Here is an 18981-nt window from a genome sequence, read left to right as displayed (position 1 = left end):
AGGGGTGGTCGAGACAGGTTGAGGAGGATTTAGACTGTCCTGTTATCGGTTGATTTTTCACGGCTGGCCCTCAGTTCAGCGAGTTTTCTCCCGTATGAAGGGAGATCCCCCATTTGAATGAATTCTACCAATTTCGTGAATTCACGAATTCTTTGATTTATCTCAAAGGTAGCCTTTAAGGAATTTTCTAAATCATTAGCGCTCAGGCCGGGAATCTGTTTATTCTTATATGTGGCACGGGCCTCCTGCATATTAAAAAGGGGTGAAGTTAAACGATAATAAGTTTTCCCATTTTTGTGTATACTGCTGATATGACCGTGAGCAACTTTGTTGCGGGTACGTTTAAGATTGTCTAATGTTTTTAGACATGCCTTCCATTCATCAGCTAAACCTACTAACCCATGATGATAAATGAACTCCTCTAAAGCCCTGTCCACGATTTTGAATCGCGTTTCTATATTGGAAGGTGCAAAATAGATTGCAGACGCATAGCTAACAGAGCTAGTGCGGTTCTCATTTAAGATTTTTTCGAGGAGCATGATCATGGAGTTTTCAATGTTAGCCCATGCGAAAGTAATTGCTGCTGTCGCATTCCAAAGTCTTTTGTTCTCTAAGCTTGCTTTTTCTAATTGTTCAGCTGACGATTCTATGTCATCAGTCATTTTTTGTTTCTCTGTGGTTAATCAAAATAACACCCCTCTTAACACCTATGTGCATAAGTCAAAAAGTTAAGACTGACACGTACCAGACACGTACCACATAGTTAGCCTGCAGATTCCGCATCAATCCTCGGTTTGAACCAAGCATGCAGTTGCTCAAATGACGAATTCCGTGGAGGAGTGAAAGGCTGAATGAACATGCAATCCATATTTTGTGCCCAGATTGCTTCGCAACTCCGGCGGGGGTGCTCAGCAAGCCACGATTCAAAATAGCTGCGCTTGACTGTGTAATGGTGCGTGTGAATGAACTGATCCCATGATGCGCGAAGCGAATCTTCGTTCTTGATGTCGATAATCTCGATTTCTTCAAGATTCCGATCATTTACCCTACCCCAACCTTCCTTTAATAAAGCTACCGCCTCTACGTCAGTCTTCGGGGCGCTGTAACCAAAAATCGTGAATGCCCAGCATTCTTTCAATGCTCGCTGAAGGTTCCGCCAGTGCGCTGCAATTGCTGCGTCAGAGTTGTAATTCTTTTTCGTTACTGGAAATAAGATAGGTACCGGCTCGATCGCGCGCCCGCATTTACAGTGGACCTGACTTCTTGAAAGCACAATCTTGCAATTGTCACAGCGACCGATCGCTACCGAGCCGTGTAGAAATAGGATCGACGGCGGACTTGCAGTTGAACGGTTTCTGTGGCACGCATTCCAAAGAAATGGATCCCAGTTGAATGTCGCAATCACGTCCTTACGGCGCAGAGACAGTATCAGATGATCATAGAGGGTCGGTCCTTCCGGCAGTTCCAAGCTTTCGAAGTATGTGTAGACCGCAGTATCGATGCGGCCTTTTACAGAAGTCAGATCGGGGTCTAAAGCAATCCTCGAATAAATTGCTTCGAAGTCATCAAATGGTAGTTGGATGTTAGCTTCCGACATCAAATGTTCTAAACCGATGACCTCTACGAAGTCCTTCAACAAAGGAAGCTTGCGCCCGTTCTTGTCGCCATTGGGGAACGCTGCATAACTGGCTCCGGCGCCCAGCAAGACCACATGGGGCCTGCCAAAGGACACGTGTTTGATTTCGTACTCTTCGGTGTACTCGGGTGGAATCATTCTGTAAGCTAACATGTATTAGACGCCCTAAAAAGCGTCTTTTTCTACCTATGGCTTTTCTGTATAATCTAAGGCACCCGTAATGTCAATGGCTTAATTTAGGGAGGGGAGAAGAGGACACTTTTAAGACGCCTGGCTCTTCGGTGCGGCCATGAAGATGACGTCGTGCCTCCAATCTTGATGACCTGCCCGATCGGATGTCGATTTCTTTTTCTAATGAATGTCCAAAGATTGAAAACATATCTTGTCCGGCGGTTTTCATCCCGCTCCAAATTCTCACCAGGCGTTCACCCCGCGATTGACTCCTCCCCCCCAGGATGTTAGAATCCAGCGGTAATTTGAAGAAATTTCGGATTGCGGAATGCGGATTGCGAATTAAAAAATAATAAATTTCGCCTGTTTCAGGCTGCAATCCGAAATCGCCAATCCGTAATCAAAAGGGAGTCTCCCACGAACGATCGATTCTTAAAAGCCTGCCGGCGGGAGCCGGTTGATTGCACGCCGGTCTGGCTGATGCGCCAGGCGGGACGCTACATGAAAGAATTTCGCGAAGTCCGGGCGAAGCATTCGCTCCTGACCGTCTGCAAAACGCCGGAGCTGGCCGCCGAGGTGACCCTTCAGCCGATCAAACGGTTCGAGCTCGACGCGTCGATCATCTTCGCAGACATCCTCCTGCCGCTGGAGCCGATGGGGCTGCAGCTTGAATTCGTCAAGGGAGAAGGACCGGCCATCCACAATCCGGTGAAAGATAAAAAAGGGGTCGAAGCGCTCCGGCCGGTCGAGCCGGAAGAGAGCCTCGGCTACGTGATGGAGGCGATCCGGCAGGTTCGGCGAGAGCTGAAGGTGCCGCTCATCGGCTTCGCCGGCGCCCCGTTCACCCTCGCGAGCTACATGATCGAAGGGGGACATTCCCGGAATTATCTCGATACCAAGCGGATGATGTACGGCGCGCCGGAGGTCTGGGATCTCTTGATGACGAAGCTGGTCCGCGTTCTCTCCGATTACCTGCTCGCCCAAGTCAAAGCGGGGGCGCAGACGCTTCAGGTTTTTGACAGCTGGATCGGGGCCCTCTCGCCCGACGACTACCGGCGCTTTGTCTTTCCCCACATGAAGGCGCTCTTCACCGCGCTTCGGAGCGCGGGGGTGCCGCTGATCCACTTCGGGACCGGGACTGCGACGCTGCTGGAGCTGCAGAAAGAGGCGGGGGGGGATGTGATCGGCCTCGACTGGCGGGTCAACCTGGATGAGGGATGGAAGCGGCTGGGGTACGATGTCGCCGTTCAAGGAAATCTCGATCCGGTCGTCCTCTTCGCGCCGCGGGCCGAAATCGAAAAGCAGGTGGATGAAATCCTTCGCCGCGCCGCCGGCCGCCCCGGCCACATCTTCAATCTCGGCCACGGCATCCTTCCCGAAACACCCCTTGAGAGCGTCGACGCGGTGATCGAGCGGGTCCACCGAAAGAGCGCGAGATGATCACCCGGAACGGAAACCCGATGAAGAAGGTTCCATCGGAGCAGGTGGCGGTCCTCTTGATGGCCCACGGCGGGCCCGATTCGCTCGACGACGTCGAGCCGTTTCTCCGCCACATCATGAAGGATCGGGTCCCCTCGCCCGAGATCGTCTCGCAGGTCCGGGAGCGTTATCGGCTGATCGGCGGGAAGTCGCCGCTCCTGGAGATCACGCAGCAGCAGGCCGCCGCCCTCGAAGCCGAGCTGAACAAAAAATCGTCCCGATTCCGCGTCTACATCGGGATGCGGCATTGGACCCCCTTTATCAAAGAGGCGGTCAAGCAGATCAATGAGGATCAGTCGCAACAGCTCATCGCCATCAGCCTGGCCCCGCACTACTCCAAGCTGAGCGTCGGCGCCTATATCCAGGCGCTCCAGACGGCGCTCGCCGACGCCGGGAGCGACCTGCCGATGACGGCGGTGGAGAGCTGGCACAACCAACCGCTTCTCCTCGATGCTTTCGCGAAAAAAGTGAAGGAGGCGCTCGTCGCCTATCCGGAAGAAATCCGATCGACGATCCCGATCCTTTTCACGGCCCACTCTCTTCCAGAGCGGGTCCTCGCGGAAGGAGATCCTTATCCGAAGGAGTTGGAGGTGACCGTCGCCGGCGTGGTGAAGCGGCTGGGGAAGGTGAATTCCCGCTTTGCCTATCAGAGCCGCGGAATGTCGCCGGGGAAATGGCTGGGACCGGAGGTGGATGAGGTCCTCAACGAGCTGGCCGCCAAAGGCGAAAAACATCTCCTCATCGTTCCGGTCGGATTCGTCTGCGACCATGTCGAGATCCTCTACGACATCGACATCCTCTACAAACAAACGGCGGAATCCAAAGGAATCGCGCTCCGCCGGACCGAATCGCTCAACGCCTCGCCGCTCTTCATTCAGGCGCTCGCCGCCGTCGTCCACGCGCATTTGCCAGTATAAAGGTCTACTTTTCTCGGAATTTTTAGCGGGCTATATTAAAGAGCGGATAGCCACTCCATTAAGATTATGGCGGAACCCCACCAATCTGAGACTGTTTTTCCATTTACGGTAATTTCTTGGTTGCTATCATTGCGGAAGATTAACTTACCGCGGTGAGCGACTTTGTTGCGGCATCTAAAAAGGTAGTCGATATTCTTATAATCGTTTGGGTATTCAGTTTTAAAACTTTTTCCAAAAGCTTCTAAAGTCACTCGATCCATAAGTTCTAAAACTCGGACGTTCACTTGTGCTTTGTCTTCGAGATAGTCAAAAGCAGCTCCGGCCGGGGAATCATTTGCAAAAAACTGACGCTTCACTGCAATCTCACAGGCAATTGCTAATTCTAGGATCGCACGACGGAGATTGCCCTCGAACCAGGCGCTTTGGGCATCTGAGAGTAACTGTTGGGTGAGTGGGAGAGATATAGGGTGACCTATAAAATCTTCCAATGCCCCTAGTGTTTCAAGGTTTAACTTCTTGACTCCGAGTTCACCGTACAGGCCAGGCACCTTCTCTGAGACTATAGTGACTCCGGCTTTGCCGACAATCTTATTGTTCTCGTCTGTCCACTTCGCATTGCTAAAATATTGATGGTTAGCTGGGAATTCCTGTAACGAGGGTGTCCTTAATAAGAACCGGAAAAAACGAATCATTCGATTCGTTGCTTCCCGGGCTACATGACCAAAGGCTTCTATCCTCTGACAAAAATATTCACTTTGAATAGTGTAGTCGAGGTGTCCTTTGTCGTTTGGATATACCGGAGGTGGAAATTCTACTTCGTTTCGCGATACTCTGACCAATAAACGTTCAATTCGACGAGTCCATTCGTTATCGCTTTTGTGTTTTGCCCGCCAACTTTCATTGACGATTAGTTGAATTTCTACGTCAAACCCGTTGATTGCAGAATGAACAATGATCTCTTTATTTGGCAAAGCAATAAGGCATTGGCCCGGTAATGACTCAACGTCAAAGTGTGCGACTAGTTGCGGCATAGTAGATATCGATAATGATAGAAGAGCAACAGTGTTTTGAACTTAATGGTCAGGTTTAGTAGTGTGGCAGTTTCATTCCATCAGAAGTAATGGTGTCTAGGAGTCTTTCTCCTTGGTTCTTTCGATGTTTGTTTTAAGAAGTCTGCTCACGGCAGATTTGAGCTCGGCTTCCTCCTTCAATGCGTTTGCAAGACGATCCACCAACTCAGTTAGTACTATCCTAATACTTGTGGCTAACTCTAAACATTCCTCATCAGTTTGGGCATGCAGACCTTCACTGAGTGCAGAGTGAAGCAAGGTCAGAGGGTTATGGCCGTTTATGAGTAGGGCTGGAGGAATACCGTGTCTGAGTGCCGCAACTACCCTATTGAATTGTGTTTCCTTCTTCGCAGCATTGAGATCACCCAAGATTTCCTTAGAAGCACCAATTTTTTCTGAGACACGGATGATCTCGTCGAGAATTTTGTTTTTCTGATTTTCTACAACACGGCGATAGTACGCGAATGCGGCAATGCCGAGCCCCTGATTTTCTGCGCGACGCCCTTTTAAGTAATATTCTTTCTCCGCGCCCAATATTGTGATTACTTTTGCTGGTGTCGGTGGACCGAAAGGTGGATTCTCTCCAAATTTAAATAGATTTCCCTGGACCCTATCTTCGTTTAGAGAGGCCCATACCGCATATGTTTTTATTGTTTTCTTGCAATTTCGGCATTTATAACTGACGAAGTATTCCTTTATTTCGCCAGGTTGCAGATAGCCTCTTTCCAGAGGCTCAAAAAATCGAATGCCATTACAGGATTTTGTCTCGCAGTGAAGTTCGAGTTCAGGTAACAAAAACTGGTAAGAAGGGGCAAGTGTCCCACTCACGGATATTCTGCCGGCCAAATCCTTAATGGGAGTGATACGCCCAGGAGGAACTCTCTCAAAAAATTCTTTTACGGAGACCGGTTGGCTAACCGGAGATTGTGTCGACCCTTCAGTCATATGCATAGACTAAGTGTTGTTAATAAATTTCAGATTTCCATCTGTTGTATATGCTTATTTTTTAATGAAGTCAATAACTTATTTGGGAGAAAGTAATGGACTGTATGAAATAAAGATGGTGAGTTTTTCAGTCTGGATAGCAAGACATTGCTGAATTTATCTGGATTTATCTTGGTTTCTTTGGAAGGCCATCCCGACAAGAAACGCCGCCATCAGCCCATACGCCGCGGCGATCCGGAACGGGTAGATCGTTTCGATCCCCCACGGGAAAAAGAGCCGTCCATCTTCAAACGGGGAATGAATCACGCCGAAGAGGGCCAGCGCCCCGGCCGCGCCGAAAAAAAGCGCCGCGCGTCGAAGCCGCCGGTCAATGATCTCCGCCAGCGCTCCACCCCAGAGAAGCGAGGAGACGATGAAGCCGTTCGAGAGGAACAACATCGCCTGGTAGGTGAGGGCCGTCTCCCCCTGGAGGTCGGAGGAACTTTTTCCGAGGTTCCCCAGGAGGCTGTTCATCTGGATCAAGATGACGGCGGCGATTACCGGGAGGAAGGCGAAGGCGACCGCTTTGTAATGTTCCTTCGGGGTGGCGGCGAAGGCCTGCGCGGTGATCTCCAGGCCGATGAAGACCAGGATCGGCGCCACCGCCGCCTCCGGCAGCAGATCGACCACATTCCCGAGGAATCCGAAGATTCCGGCGAGCCCGATAAAAAGCGCCGTCGCCAAGGTATATCCCGCTCCGCCCCCCATCTCCTTGTAAGCCGGATGGCCGATGTAGGGGGTCGTTTGCACCACGCCGCCGCAGAGGCCGCTCGCCACCGTCGAGAGCCCGCTCGTCAACAAGATCGACCGGGTATCGTATTCATCCCCCGCCGCCGCGGCGCTCTCGGTCACGTCGATCCCGCCGATGATGACAATGATGGCGAAGGGAAGCGCGATCGGCAGATACGCCAGCACATGTGGAAGCCCTTCCAGGAAGGCCAGCGTCGGCAGAGGGAGCGCTCCGGCGGCCGTTTCGTGAAGCGCCGCTTCGTGTCCCAGTCCGAAAAGACCAAGCAGGTGGGAGAGGAGAATTCCCAAGACGACCGCCGCGAAGGCGGCGGGGATCCGAAAGGGAAAAGGAATTTTCCCGACGATGCAGGTGAGAATCACGATGAGTGAAAAGAAGCCGACCAGCGGCATTTGAATGATCTTCAGCAGCGGGAGAAAGGCGATCAACAGCAGCGCCACCGCGGCGATCGGCCCGAGCAGGCCGGCGCGGGGGACGGCCCGCTGGATCATCGGGCCGAGGAACGCTCCCGCCGTTTTGACCAGCCCGACCAGGATGATCACCGCCGTCGAGATCTTCCAGGCGAGCGCCGCGTCGTTCGTCGCCACATAGGCGGGGCCGATAACGCCGAAGGTGAAAGCGAAAAGCGAAGGGGTGTCGATGCCGAGCGGCATCGCGGTGATGTCCGAGCGGCCGGTCCGGCGGGCGAGGCGGATCGCCATGATCGTGTAAGCTAAATCACCGACGAAGACGCCGATCGCCGATCCGGGGATCATCCGGCCGTAGACGATCTCGCGCGGAAACTGAAAGATGCCGACCAGAATCGCCGCCATGATCACCAGCTGGGTCATGTTGTCGACGACGAGGCCGAAGAAGGCGTTGAGGTCGCCGGGGCGGATCAGAAGAGATTGGAGCCTGTTTTTTACGTTCATGTTGATCCCGGTCATGGCGATATCGTGACGGCGGGAGTATACACAGTTAGCGTCGGGAGCACAACCCATTTGGAGCGGACATCAGCCCACACCCTCTGTTGAAACTTTCCGCCGTTTCCCATAAAATGGCGGGGCATTGAAGGGAAATAAAATGGGAACTGAGAAAAAGAAGGTCGTCATCATCGGCGGCGGCATCACCGGGCTTTCGACCGCTTATTTCCTCCAAGAAAAAATGAAGGAGAACGGACTCGCGATCGATTGCACGCTGATCGAGTCGGATTCCCGTTTCGGCGGGAAGGTGGTGACGGAGCGGGTCGACGGGTTTGTGATCGAAGGGGGGCCCGATTCGTTCATCACCCAGAAGCCGTGGGCGCTGGACCTCTGCAAGCGGCTGGGGCTGACCGACCGGCTGATTCAGACCAACCCGGTGGAGAAGTCGATTTATATCCTCTCGAAGGGGCAACTCTGCTCAATCCCGGAGGGGTTCAACTTGATGGTGCCGGGGCGGGTGATGCCGTTTCTTTTCTCCCCGCTGGTCTCGCTCTCCGGAAAGGCGCGGATGGGGCTCGATCTGCTGATCCCTCGGAAAGAGACCGCCACCGATGAGAGCATCGCGTCGTTCGTCCGCCGAAGACTGGGACAGGCGGCGGTCGAGCAATTCGCCGAGCCGATCCTCGCCGGGATCTACGCGGGGGACGCCGAGAAGTTGAGCATGATGGCGACCTTTCCGCAATTCGCGCAAATGGAGCGGGAACATGGGAGTCTCGTCTGGGGGATGTGGATGCGCCGGTGGGATGCCGCTAAAAAGCCGCCCCGGAAGAGTGAATGGAGTCTCTTCGTTTCGCTCCGGGATGGGCTGGCCGGTTTAATCGAAGCGATCCGATCGAGGTTGGATCAGGTGACGTTGCTCTCCGGCCGGAAGGTGATCGGGGTTCGGCCGATGGAGGGCCGCTTCGAAGTCTCCCTCGACGGCGAGCGGCTCCTCGCCGACGCGGTCGTCATGACCACCAAGACCCATACGGCGGCCGATTGGATTGAAGGGTGGGACGCGCCGCTGGCGAAGCGGCTCCGGGAGAATGAATATGTCTCGACGGCGACCGTCTCGTTGGGGTTCCGGAAAGCCGACGTTCCCCATCCGCTCAACGGCTTCGGTTTTGTGATCCCCCGTCGGGAGAAGCGAAAGATCATGGCGGCGACCTGGACCTCCACCAAATTCCCCGGCCGGGCGCCCGAAGGGCATGTCTTGATCCGGTCTTTTCTGGGGGGGGCGCATCAGGAAGAGGTCGTCGGTCTGGACGATGCGTCGCTCGTTTCGATCGTCCGGGAAGAGCTCCGGTCGATCCTGAAGATTAAGGCCGAGCCGGTGGTGGCCCGCCATTTTTGCTGGATCAAGGCGAACCCGCAGTACCACGTCGGGCATCTCGATTGGGTAGAGGGGGTCGAAAAAGAGGCGGCGAAGCACCGCGGCCTCTACCTTATCGGGGCCGCTTATCGGGGGGTCGGCCTTCCGGATTGCATTCATCAGGGGATGGAAACGGCGGAGAAGATCGTTCGTTCGGTTTCTTCTATAAAATGAATAAAGAAAAGCCCCCAGCCTGTTTCCTCCCCCTTGGTGGAAGAGGTCGGGTGGGGGCAAATTTTCATCTGGGCGGTCGTCTACTTTAAGCGCTCGGCTACCCTTGCGGGATCATTTCAGGCGACTCCGCCTGTGCGATCAAATTAGAGGCTTGATCGAAATGTTTCTCCGCCCGGTCTGTTTGGCCCTCTGCCGCCAGCGCCATCGCCAGGTTGACGTGGGTTTCCGGTATGGTGGGGTCCTCTTGCTCGGCCGCTTGGAAGTGGATTACCGCTTCATCGAACTTGTCTTCCCTAAAAGCCTCGACCCCTTTCTTAAAGTGTTTTTTCGCTTCCTCATCTGCAATTCCTTTCGGCTGCACCGGCTCGATATGATCGGCGAAAACCGGTCCGGTCACCACTCCGGTCACCACTGCCAGCAGGAGTGCCGCTAAAAATCCAATCCATTTTTTCATCGCTTCCTCCCTCTTATTCTAACCCTAAAGATTGTATTCTAGGCGCTTCGAATAGAAGGGATCAATTCACCCTGTTGGGCTACTCCGAATCAGTACTCTCGAGGTGAAGGGTAGGCGGCGGAGCGCTCAACCCGAGCTCTGGTTTTTCAGTAACCTTTTAAAGGTTTCCTCGATGCTCGGCTCCGTCAATATCCCCCCCACGACCCGTTCTCGAATAATTCCGTCTTGATCGATAAAGAAGGTCACCGGCAGGCTGACGACGCCGAAGCGCTCGGCGATGTTCGCCCTCCGGTCGAGGAGGATGGGGAAGGTCAGCTTTCCATGGTGCGCGAAGGAGCTTGCCGTGTCGAGTTTCTCCCCGAAATTCACCGCGAGAACCACCAGGCCGTCCTCCTTGTATTTCTCATAAGCGGCCTGGATCTCCGGCATTTCTTTCTTGCACGGCTCGCACCAGGTGGCCCAGAAGGTCAGCAGCACCACCTTGCCGCGATAGTCGTTCAGCGAGACGGTTTTCCCCTTGAGCGTTTCGGCTTGAATGGAAGGGGCCGGGCCGCCGACCTGCGGCGGCTTCGACCCCATGCCGGTGAAGATTCCCCAAGAGAGGACCAGGATCGCGAATAGGCCGATTCCTCGGAGAGAGAAACGGGGAGGGGCGGGAGCCCCTCCCTTTTTTGTTTTTTGATTTATGTCTTTCATTTGAAACCTCTATTCATGAGAAAGATCCCCTTCCAGTGAAAAGACCAGAAGACTGGTCGGTGTTCCGCCGACTTGAACGGTATCGACCACCGTATCGGTAGTTGCATCGATCACCGACACCGTTCCCTCGGTGCGGTTGGTCGCGAAGACATGTGTTGCTTCTCCACCTTCCTCTAAAATCGCGATCGACCTTCCTGCCGTGGTTGTTCCGACAGTAATCTCGACCGGAGCAGGCAGGGTCGGCAGAGCGGAAATGTCATAGGCCAGGACGACATCCCTTCTTTGGGTCGGCCTCTGCGTACTTCCCGACCCGGCGACATACATCTTTGTCCCATCCGACGTAAATTCAATCGCACCTGGATTAATATTCACAAGATCGTGCGTTGCGGCGCCGTTGGGGTTGGTTACATCGATGACTGTCAGTTTGCCCGTCACCGTGGACGAATCGAAGCCTCGGACGATAACGAAGCGGCCATCAGGGGTGACGTGAGTCGCGCCTGCAAATCCAATGTCCAGCGTCGTCTCAATTGCGGGGGTGGCCGGGTTGATGATGTTGACGGTTCCATAATCTTCATTGTTGTTGTAGATTTTTCCGCTGACATTGGAAAACACCATCCCGTGTGGACCGGCCTCATTCGGCGTGGTGAGATCGGCGTCACAGGTTCCCCCTGTTTCCTGCGCCGGATCGCAAAGATCGATCGTATCGATCACGGTGAGATAGTTGGAGTTTGGTGAGGCTTCCGTTCCAGGATCATTGTCGATGACGGAGATCGTTCCGTCGATAATGTTGCTGATGAAGGCCCGGAGGGGAATGGAACCGTCGGTCGCCGTCGGTGTGCTGAAGGCGGCTTTGTGATGCCCCTTTCCAACGCAGATTGTGGCAAGCACCTCGCCGGCGTTCACCTCTTCCTCTTCGTCATCGTGCCCGGCGGTGCCATGGTTTTGGATCACGGAGACCGATCCGGTCTGGGCCGTGTTACAGGCGGCGGTGACGGTGTCGATCCCGGTCGCCGGGTCTGAATCATTCTGGACCCAGATCCGGCTTCCTTCCGGGTCGCGATTGATGTGGACCGGCCGCTGGCCGACCGGGATGAATTTCCTAAACGTGGCTGCCTCGCCCACCGGATCGAGCGCCGCGACCTGGTTCGTGCCCCCCAGGTTGATGAAGATGTGGTTCTTTCTCGACGAGGTCATATCCCCTACGCTGGAAAAGAGATCGATCGGCTCGACCAGCGTGTTTCCTGCAACGCCGTGCTCGATGACGGAGACTGTCCCGTTCGTGTTTCCGACGAAGATCCGGGCTTCCACCCCGGCAGGTGCCCCTGCACTTTGCGAGAGACTGGAAGGAGGACTCGACTGGCTGCCGCATCCGGCAACCGCAAAAAGGGTGAGAACGGCGATCAATGATTTAAACCAAGTGACTTGATTGATGGACTTCATGGCACTTCCTCCAATCCGATAAGATTTAGAAAACATGGGAGACCCCGAAGATGAAGCCGTAGCGAGGGGCGATGTTCACCTCGTTGACCTCTTGATAGATCGGCAGTTGGACATGGGTATAGAGCGCCGTGTTAGGGGTCGCCTGAAGCGTCACCCCCGGCGTCAAATAGACCCATCTCCCGCCGGTGCTCGGGACTTTCTCTCCCTTGAATTCATCATGCGGAGACTGGCGAAGATTCACCTGAAGGCTAACCAGCGCCTTTTCCATGAGGCGATAGGAGCCCCCCGCATTCACAAGGAGGGTGTGGCCGAAGCGATAATCGAGCGGATTCTCTGTGTTGACCTGATAGGATGTGGAGAAGAAGGTGTCGAATTCGTGCGGGATGATCTGGTAGGCATAATAAAAAGAAGCGATGCCGTCCCAAGAGCCGGTGCCGGGCTGGATCGTCGGCTCGTTGATCGCGCCGTCGTGATCGAGGAGTTTATATTCCCCCGTCGGGGTCTTTACTCCCAAGCCAACCACCATCAGATTCTTGGTCCTGACCAGGAGGGCATATTTCCCGATCAGGCGGATATCGCCGAAACCGGAGCTCCCGTCCGACCGGCTGAAGTCGCCGGGGACATGGGCATGCTCATGGGTCCGTAGATTAAAGAAGGGGACCGATGCAGTGAGGGTAAACCGCTCGCTGACCCCGAATCCGAGATCGAGCTGCATCAGCTCATTGTTGGTCCGGATCTCGCTGTGACCGTTCGGGACGATCACCCCGTTTTCGAAATCGATCCGGGGAACCAGCGCCTCGGAAGCTTTGTCGTTCCCCCGGAGGATCTGATCCATCGGGATCCAACGATAGGAGAGATCGACGACAATCTGGCCGGGGGTGGCGATCCCCTCTTGGGTGCCGGTGACAAGGAAGCAGTTTGCCGATCCGCAGCTCGCGAGGGCGACCTTCTCGCTCAGCATCACGATCAGAGCGACGAGTAAGATGAGTAAACTGATGTTCCATAGAACGATCCGACGCATGAAGACTCCTTTTCAGTGATTTCGGATCGCGCCGAGTGAGACCACGCCGAACACCGATGTGCAGGCGGTCACTTCTGCGGCGCGTCCGAATGAATGATTTGACGAAGAACGAAATAGTTTAGGAAAGGGAAAAAGGAGGAGGTCGAATGGTCCCGGTGGAGAGGGGTTGCGGCCGGGGAGGTTCTTCCGGTTGGACGGTCGGGATTTCAAAAGAAGGGGTCGATTGCCCATCGAGGGTCTGCCCCGATGTGTGGACGAAGGTCGAGGCGGCGCACATCCAGGTGCAGATGAAAGAGGCATGCTGCTTGGCATGATCCTCCGTATGCTCCTCATGGCTGAGGGCATGCCCCTCGGCGCGAACCATGATCAGGCCGGTCGAGAAAAGATAGACCAGCGTAAAGAGAAGGGCGGTCTTTTTAATCCACATTCTAGACATGGTGTTCACAAGTAAAGGAGCGTGCGAGACATCGCCTTTCCAGGCGGATCGCGGGTGAACCAAGAGAATGGCCCCATTCGGGAGCGGGCTCATTCAGGGAATGTTAAATAAGGTTCAGAGGGGCGGGGCCCGGCTGTGAAGCCGCCGTAGAAGGGATTGATGGGGGAGCGTTTTCCGAAAGGTCAGAACCGTTCCGATGAGTAACAGAGAGAGTGTCAGGGGAACTATTTGCGTCCGGTCGGTGACGGTGGCTGCGCAGGCGAGGAGACAAGAGGCGCTGTGCGAGACCGTCCGGCCATGGTGATGGCTCTGCTCGGTGGGGGAGTCGAACGCGCAAAGGGTTCCTAGAATGAGCGCTGCAAAATAGATGACAGGGAAGGAGAGGAGAATAATCTTTTTGTAGCTTAAGCGGAACATGCCTCTATTCATAGCGCTATTCAAACTTGTTGTCAAGCTTTTCCCCCTTTAGGGGGTTGCCGCGGGGCCGTGTTGCTCGGATTCCGGGCCGGATCATCCGAAAAAGGGATCTTCCGAGGATCGGAAGAAGGAGGAGCAGCCCGAAGGCGCAGACGATCGAGGCCCCTGTCGGGAGGTCGAACGTCACCGAGGCGGCCAGCCCCAGGAGGCTGGCCGCCGTTCCAAATCCCCAACCGATCCATAATCTAGGCACAATTCCGTCCGTCAGAAGCAGCGAGGCCAATGCCGGGACGATGAGGAATGCGAAGACGAGGAGAACCCCGGCCAGCGAGACCGAACTTGTCACCACCACGCCGAAAGCCGCGTAGAAGAGAAAATCCCAGGCGCGGAAACGGTATCCCCTGCGGAGGGCCTCCTCGGGGTTGAACGAGATGAGTAGAAAGACTTTTCGGAAGAACCAGTGGAAGAGGCCGACCGCCGTGTAAAGAATCGCCGTCTTCGTGATCTGCGCGGGGGTGACCGTGAGGATATTTCCGACCAGCAGTCCGCGGATGTGCTCCGCTCCGCCCGGGGCGCGGTCAAGGACGATGACGGCGGCGGCGGCCGAGACGACATAGACGATCCCGATGATCGCCTCTTGGGGGATCTTTTCATCGCGCGATCGGGAGAGGGAGAAGAAGGCGGCGCCGATCAGCGTCATCCCGAGGGAGGCCCAGTAGGCGGCCGGATCATGCAGGTCGCGGCCGAAGAGAAGGGCTGCGGTCGCGCCGAGCGCCGCCATCTGCGCCAGCGCCAGATCGACGAAGATCACCCCCCGCCGGATCACATGGAGGCCGAGATAGGTGTGAATCCCGGTCAGAATCAGACAGGCGATGAAGGGCCAAAAAAGAAAAGACAGCATCAGATCCTCGTATCGATATTTTGATCGTCTCTGTTCTCGTAGGGGCGTATCGCAACACGCCCCTACCGCAATGCCTCCGCCAAGCGGTTCGTCAAATGATCGAAGAGCTCGAAATAGTCGTTGACGCCGGCCGAAGCCGATACCGAGGGTGGAAGCGGTACAACCTTCGCTCCCGTCTTCTCCGCCAGGAACTTCGGCGCCTGATCGCTGAAATACGGCTCCATGAGGATCCCCTTCACCTGCTCCCGCGGGATCAGCGCGATCAACTCCCTCATGTGGGAGGTGGAGGAGGGTATCCCCGGTTTCGGCTCGATATATCCGGCGGCCACCAGCCCGAACCGTTTCAGGAAATAGGGCCAGCTGTTGTGATAGGTGATCACCTTCGCCCCCTCGAACGGTTTCATTTTCTCCTGCCACCGGGAAAGGGCCGCGTCGATCCGGGTTGAGAAGCCGGCGAGGTTCCTGTCGTACTCCGCCGCTCCCTTCGGGTCGACCCGTTTCAACCCTTCGGCGATGTTCCTCGCAATCTGTTTTCCATTCATCGGATCAAGCCAGATGTGCGGATTCCCCTGGAGGTGGACGTCTCCGGCGGACCGGTCGATCGGCTCCGTCGGAACCTCCAGCGCCGTGATTCCTCTTGAAGCATCGACAAAACCGGGCGCCCCGCTCCGGATCTTTCCATTCCGTGCGCCGAGCAGCAAGGGACCGACCCACGCCTGCTCCAATTCCAGGCCGACTTGGACGAAGAGGTCGGCCCGGGCGAGTTTCAACATGAAGCTCGGTTTCGCCTCGATGAAGTGGGGGTCTTGGACCCCCTTTGCAAGGGATTCCACTTCCACCCGCTCGCCGCCGACCTCTTTTGCAATTGCGGCGAGGTCTTCGGTGGTGGTGACCACATTGACCGGAGCGGCCTCGACCGGTCGGGCGATCTGGAGAATCAAAAGAAAAGATGCGATAAGATAGATCGGTCTCATATCCGCCTCCTTCAAAACGTATGGGCGCCGTGAGCGCCGATGAGGAATTCGTACTGAATGAAAACGGCGTGAATCGGGTCGTCCCGATCGTCCGATTTGTCATAGTTGTACTGAAGGCGGATCTTGGAGAACTCGGAAGGGTAGAAGGTCAGGTTCGACGAGGCGCGCCATCGCTCTCCGGAAGCGGGATCGACCGGATCGGTGGCGTCGGCCTGTTCGTATCGGATCCCGGCGACCCAGCGGCGCTTAAAACCATAGAGCGACTGGATGTAGAAGCCGTCGGTCTTGAATTTCTCCCCGGACAACACGGTCCCGTCGTCCAGGGTGGCCTCTCCCGCTTCGTAGCTGCGGCGCATCGCCTCTCCCTGAAAGGTGACAAACGGCCAGCCGTGATCGGCGGTGAGCGGCTTCCATTTCACAAAGAGATCGACCCCGTGAATCCGTGTCGAAGTATTCTCCCCCGTTCCGTTGGGGCCGAAGAGATGGGAGGTCCCCGCGACAAGGGTCACGCTCTCCGAGAGATCGAGCGAGGTTTTGATCCGGCTCAGATAAAGAAGGTCCCCTTCATCGTGCACATCGCGCTCGAGAATCGGCCGGCCGGCGAAGGTCTCCCCGGGAGCGAAGAGAAAGCTGGTTGCCGTTTCTCCTTCGGCATTCTGGGCGCTTCCGATCAACTCCAGATAAAAAGGGAGCGGCAGCAGAGCGGAGAGCTGTATGCCCGGGCTCCTTAAACCATCGCCGCCGAACATCAGCGTGTTGATGATGTTCTGATCGGCAAAGTCCCAGGCATGCGGATGGAGCGGGTTTTGCCGGCCGAACCGGGTGAAGAATTGTCCCCCCATGATCTGAAGGCCGTAGGGAAGAGAAAGAGTGGTTAGGAAGGCTTCTTCCACTTCGATAAATGATTCGCCATCTTCGAGACCGAAAATCAGGTGGGCTTCGCCCCGAAAGTAAGGGTCGACATTGCCGGCGAGGGTCAATTCGAGATTCTGGAGGGTGAACCCTCGTTTGTTCGGATCGTGGGCGCCGAATTGCAGATGGTCCGGATCGGAAAAGGTGGCGGCGGAGAAAAGGCCGTCGAGTGAAATCTCCGGATTGAACGTCTGGGCGCTTCGCGCCGGCAGGGCGATCCCAAGGATCGCCCCGAATAGTATCAGGGCGAACAGAATAGAACGCATCATGCTTCCTCCATGTCGATGGGTGGAAATCGTCGCGCAAGATCCCGCCCGATATGGGACCTCCGGCGCGATCCTGTTCAAATGAATGGAGTTAGAGGAGAGAAGCGTGGTGCGGCGGGGCGCGGGTCGGTTTTTGGAGAGAAATCCGCTCGACCGGGAGGAAGAGCCTCGGAAGCGGGTTCCCGGTGAGGTGGATGAGAAAGAGGGCCAGCGCGGCGAGGAACGGAACCGACGCCTGGCTGTTCTGGACCCAGAGGCCGATCGCGCAACCGTGCGGGTCGACCAACTCGTCTTCGGAATAGGCGTGAAAGAGGGCGAAGCCGGAGAAGAGGAAAAGATAAAGAACCAGACCGAGGGTCAGCAGGCGGAGGGTCTGATCCTTTTTGAGGATGCTTGAATACATGACGCAAAGCTAATCAAAAAGCGAGCCGAATGTCAACGCTTTATTTCGCCGGCGAGGAGCGGGGTGCGAGAAAGGCGGCCCATGTGCGGATCAATTCCCCAATCAGCGCGATCACTCCCGTCAAAGAGACGGTGAGCGCTCCCGGAGGGGGAGGGGGCGGTTCGGTCGGGAGGAGGTGTTCTCTGACTTTCGTGAGAATCTCCTTCGGGTTCAGCGGCTTGGTGAGGTACTCGTTGGCGCCGAGGGCGAGCCCCTGCTCCCGGGAAAAAGGGTCGGTTTTCGCCGTGAGCATCAGAATCGGAATGTGGCTGGTTTTTGGATTTCCGCGGATCGCCCGGCAGACTTCAAAGCCGTTCATCTTCGGCATCATCAGATCGAGCAGAACCAGTGCGGGGAGATCACGCTCGACCTTTTCTACCGCCTCTAAACCATCCTTTGCGGTGATCACCTCGTACCCCTCTCTTTCAAGCACCGCGGAGAGAATGAGGATTGTATCGATATTGTCATCCACCGCAAGGACTTTGTGCGGCATTTCTCCTCCTTCATAAGGCGCAAGGCATAAGGGTGAGGCTGTCCGGGAGATCAGGGAGGCAGCGTCATAAGCAACATTTTTTCGAGTTTGTGCAGCGGATTCTACACCAGGCCCATTGAGACTACAAGGGGGAAAAGTAACTACGAGGGTTGGAGGGGATGCCCGCCTGAAACGCGGCTATTTCGTGATCCACTTCTCGATCCGGGTGATCATCCGCTCGAAATCTTCCGGTTTGGAAAACTCATGGTTGGCGCCGGGGATCGCCTCCATCTCTCTCTGGTCGTTCGGAAGGCGAAGGGTGTCGAAGAGGCGGAGGCTCTGGTCGAACGGGACATATTCGTCGGCCTCGCCATGAACGATCAGCGTGGGAGGTTTGATCTGCGCGGCCGCCCGGTAGGTGTCGTATTTCAATTGATCCTCATAGAAGGCATAGTCGAGCCGGGCCTTTCCATGCGGGGTGGCGATCGCGAGGAGGCCGCTCTCCTTCCAATGGCTCATCCCGGTTTCTCCCAGCTGCGCCCGCCAGATCGGCGGGTAGTCGGAGACGGGGCATTTGAGGGCGACGGCGAAGAGCGCCGGGTGTTTCGCGGCGGCATGGATGGCGACCAATCCGCCGAAGCTCGATCCGACCAGGCCGACCTCCGTATATCCGTTTTCGTTTAACCAGCGGATCATCCCCTCCGTCTGCTCCAGGCATTGGGTCAGCGTCAGGCGCGAGAAAGGGCCGTCGCTCTCGCCGTGGCCGAAGAAATCGAACCGGCAGGCCGCGATCCGCTTGGAGAGAAGGCGGGGGGTGAGGGTTCGGTTGGTCTCGCTCTCCTTGCTCGACATAAAACCGTGGCAGAGGAGGACGGCCCGGGAGGTCGATCCCTCGGGAGTCGCCAGAACGACCGAGGTTTTCTGCTGATCGGTCAGATTCAGTTCGAGTTTTTTCTCCATGCGCCCTCCGTTCATATCATTGAGAAACAGGATACCTTTTTGCCGGATCGCTTGCAAGCAACTTCTCCCCCGCCCTCCTCCCGTGTTTTAACGGGTTT

At 55.8% G+C, this 18981-nt stretch carries 21 protein-coding genes; 3 read left to right on the top strand and 18 right to left on the bottom strand.

The features are described 5' to 3' along the window. Positions 1-29 precede the first annotated feature (29 nt). From MNODULE_RS14385 to MNODULE_RS14375, 3 genes are all read right to left on the bottom strand, one after another. Entirely contained in the window at positions 30-662 is a 633-nt protein-coding gene (locus MNODULE_RS14385) for a hypothetical protein (RefSeq protein ID WP_168060961.1), read from the bottom strand. A gap of 101 nt (positions 663-763) precedes the next feature. Beyond that, on the bottom strand, positions 764-1789 hold the full coding sequence (locus tag MNODULE_RS14380; RefSeq protein WP_168060959.1) for a hypothetical protein: 1026 nt from the start codon (positions 1787-1789) through the stop codon (positions 764-766). A 70-nt stretch (positions 1790-1859) separates the two neighbouring features. Further along, entirely contained in the window at positions 1860-2186 is a 327-nt protein-coding gene (locus MNODULE_RS14375) for a hypothetical protein (RefSeq protein WP_168059264.1), read from the bottom strand. A gap of 20 nt (positions 2187-2206) precedes the next feature. On the opposite strand from MNODULE_RS14375, the gene hemE reads away from it, so the two are divergent. Together hemE and hemH are read left to right on the top strand one after the other, a co-directional pair. Further along, on the top strand, positions 2207-3247 hold the full coding sequence (gene hemE / locus MNODULE_RS14370; protein ID WP_168061190.1) for a uroporphyrinogen decarboxylase: 1041 nt from the start codon (positions 2207-2209) through the stop codon (positions 3245-3247). Next, positions 3244-4203, top strand: coding sequence for a ferrochelatase (gene hemH, locus MNODULE_RS14365; RefSeq protein ID WP_168060957.1), 960 nt, complete (start codon positions 3244-3246; stop codon positions 4201-4203). The genes hemE and hemH overlap by 4 nt, the downstream gene beginning before the upstream one ends. A gap of 35 nt (positions 4204-4238) precedes the next feature. Here the strand turns inward: hemH and MNODULE_RS14360 are convergent, their stop codons facing one another. The 3 genes from MNODULE_RS14360 to MNODULE_RS14350 all read right to left on the bottom strand — a co-directional run bounded on the left by MNODULE_RS14360 (position 4239) and on the right by MNODULE_RS14350 (position 7931). Continuing rightward, on the bottom strand, positions 4239-5234 hold the full coding sequence (locus MNODULE_RS14360; RefSeq protein ID WP_168060955.1) for a hypothetical protein: 996 nt from the start codon (positions 5232-5234) through the stop codon (positions 4239-4241). A 96-nt stretch (positions 5235-5330) separates the two neighbouring features. Further along, positions 5331-6101 carry a hypothetical protein gene (locus MNODULE_RS14355; RefSeq protein ID WP_202882217.1) on the bottom strand — a complete coding sequence of 257 codons (771 nt, stop codon included), beginning with the start codon at positions 6099-6101 and terminating at the stop codon, positions 5331-5333. A 273-nt stretch (positions 6102-6374) separates the two neighbouring features. After that, a complete protein-coding gene (locus tag MNODULE_RS14350) occupies positions 6375-7931 on the bottom strand; it encodes a hypothetical protein (RefSeq protein ID WP_238339498.1) in 1557 nt (518 codons plus the stop codon). Between the two features lie 136 nt (positions 7932-8067). On the opposite strand from MNODULE_RS14350, the gene hemG reads away from it, so the two are divergent. Beyond that, entirely contained in the window at positions 8068-9492 is a 1425-nt protein-coding gene (hemG, locus tag MNODULE_RS14345; RefSeq protein WP_168060950.1) for a protoporphyrinogen oxidase, read from the top strand. A gap of 97 nt (positions 9493-9589) precedes the next feature. Here hemG and MNODULE_RS14340 read toward each other — a convergent pair whose 3' ends face one another. From MNODULE_RS14340 to MNODULE_RS14285, 12 genes are all read right to left on the bottom strand, one after another. Next, complete coding sequence (locus MNODULE_RS14340; RefSeq protein WP_168060948.1) at positions 9590-9946, bottom strand: tetratricopeptide repeat protein; 357 nt, start codon at positions 9944-9946, stop codon at positions 9590-9592. A 126-nt stretch (positions 9947-10072) separates the two neighbouring features. Continuing rightward, complete coding sequence (locus MNODULE_RS14335; RefSeq protein ID WP_168060946.1) at positions 10073-10642, bottom strand: TlpA family protein disulfide reductase; 570 nt, start codon at positions 10640-10642, stop codon at positions 10073-10075. A gap of 9 nt (positions 10643-10651) precedes the next feature. After that, positions 10652-12082: a YncE family protein gene (locus tag MNODULE_RS14330; RefSeq protein ID WP_168060944.1), complete on the bottom strand. Its 1431-nt coding sequence runs from the start codon at positions 12080-12082 to the stop codon at positions 10652-10654. Positions 12083-12107: 25 nt separating this feature from the next. After that, entirely contained in the window at positions 12108-13103 is a 996-nt protein-coding gene (locus MNODULE_RS14325; protein ID WP_168060942.1) for a transporter, read from the bottom strand. Between the two features lie 118 nt (positions 13104-13221). Then, positions 13222-13539, bottom strand: coding sequence for a hypothetical protein (locus tag MNODULE_RS14320; RefSeq protein WP_168060940.1), 318 nt, complete (start codon positions 13537-13539; stop codon positions 13222-13224). Between the two features lie 114 nt (positions 13540-13653). Then, a complete protein-coding gene (locus tag MNODULE_RS14315; protein ID WP_238339496.1) occupies positions 13654-13968 on the bottom strand; it encodes a hypothetical protein in 315 nt (104 codons plus the stop codon). Positions 13969-13972: 4 nt separating this feature from the next. Next, positions 13973-14857, bottom strand: a complete 885-nt coding sequence (locus MNODULE_RS14310; RefSeq protein WP_168060936.1) for a metal ABC transporter permease — start codon at positions 14855-14857, stop codon at positions 13973-13975. Between the two features lie 62 nt (positions 14858-14919). Further along, complete coding sequence (locus tag MNODULE_RS14305; protein WP_168060934.1) at positions 14920-15831, bottom strand: metal ABC transporter substrate-binding protein; 912 nt, start codon at positions 15829-15831, stop codon at positions 14920-14922. A gap of 11 nt (positions 15832-15842) precedes the next feature. Then, complete coding sequence (locus MNODULE_RS14300) at positions 15843-17012, bottom strand: zinc-regulated TonB-dependent outer membrane receptor (RefSeq protein ID WP_168060932.1); 1170 nt, start codon at positions 17010-17012, stop codon at positions 15843-15845. 88 nt (positions 17013-17100) lie between these two features. Further along, positions 17101-17412 carry a hypothetical protein gene (locus MNODULE_RS14295; protein WP_168060930.1) on the bottom strand — a complete coding sequence of 104 codons (312 nt, stop codon included), beginning with the start codon at positions 17410-17412 and terminating at the stop codon, positions 17101-17103. Positions 17413-17452: 40 nt separating this feature from the next. Continuing rightward, complete coding sequence (locus MNODULE_RS14290) at positions 17453-17944, bottom strand: response regulator (protein ID WP_168060928.1); 492 nt, start codon at positions 17942-17944, stop codon at positions 17453-17455. 177 nt (positions 17945-18121) lie between these two features. Continuing rightward, on the bottom strand, positions 18122-18883 hold the full coding sequence (locus MNODULE_RS14285) for an alpha/beta hydrolase family protein (RefSeq protein ID WP_168060926.1): 762 nt from the start codon (positions 18881-18883) through the stop codon (positions 18122-18124). Between the last annotated feature and the right edge of the window lie 98 nt (positions 18884-18981).

This window comes from Candidatus Manganitrophus noduliformans, assembly GCF_012184425.1.
GTDB lineage: Bacteria > Nitrospirota > Nitrospiria > SBBL01 > Manganitrophaceae > Manganitrophus > Manganitrophus noduliformans.
This window is presented reverse-complemented; position numbering and strand designations above follow the sequence as displayed.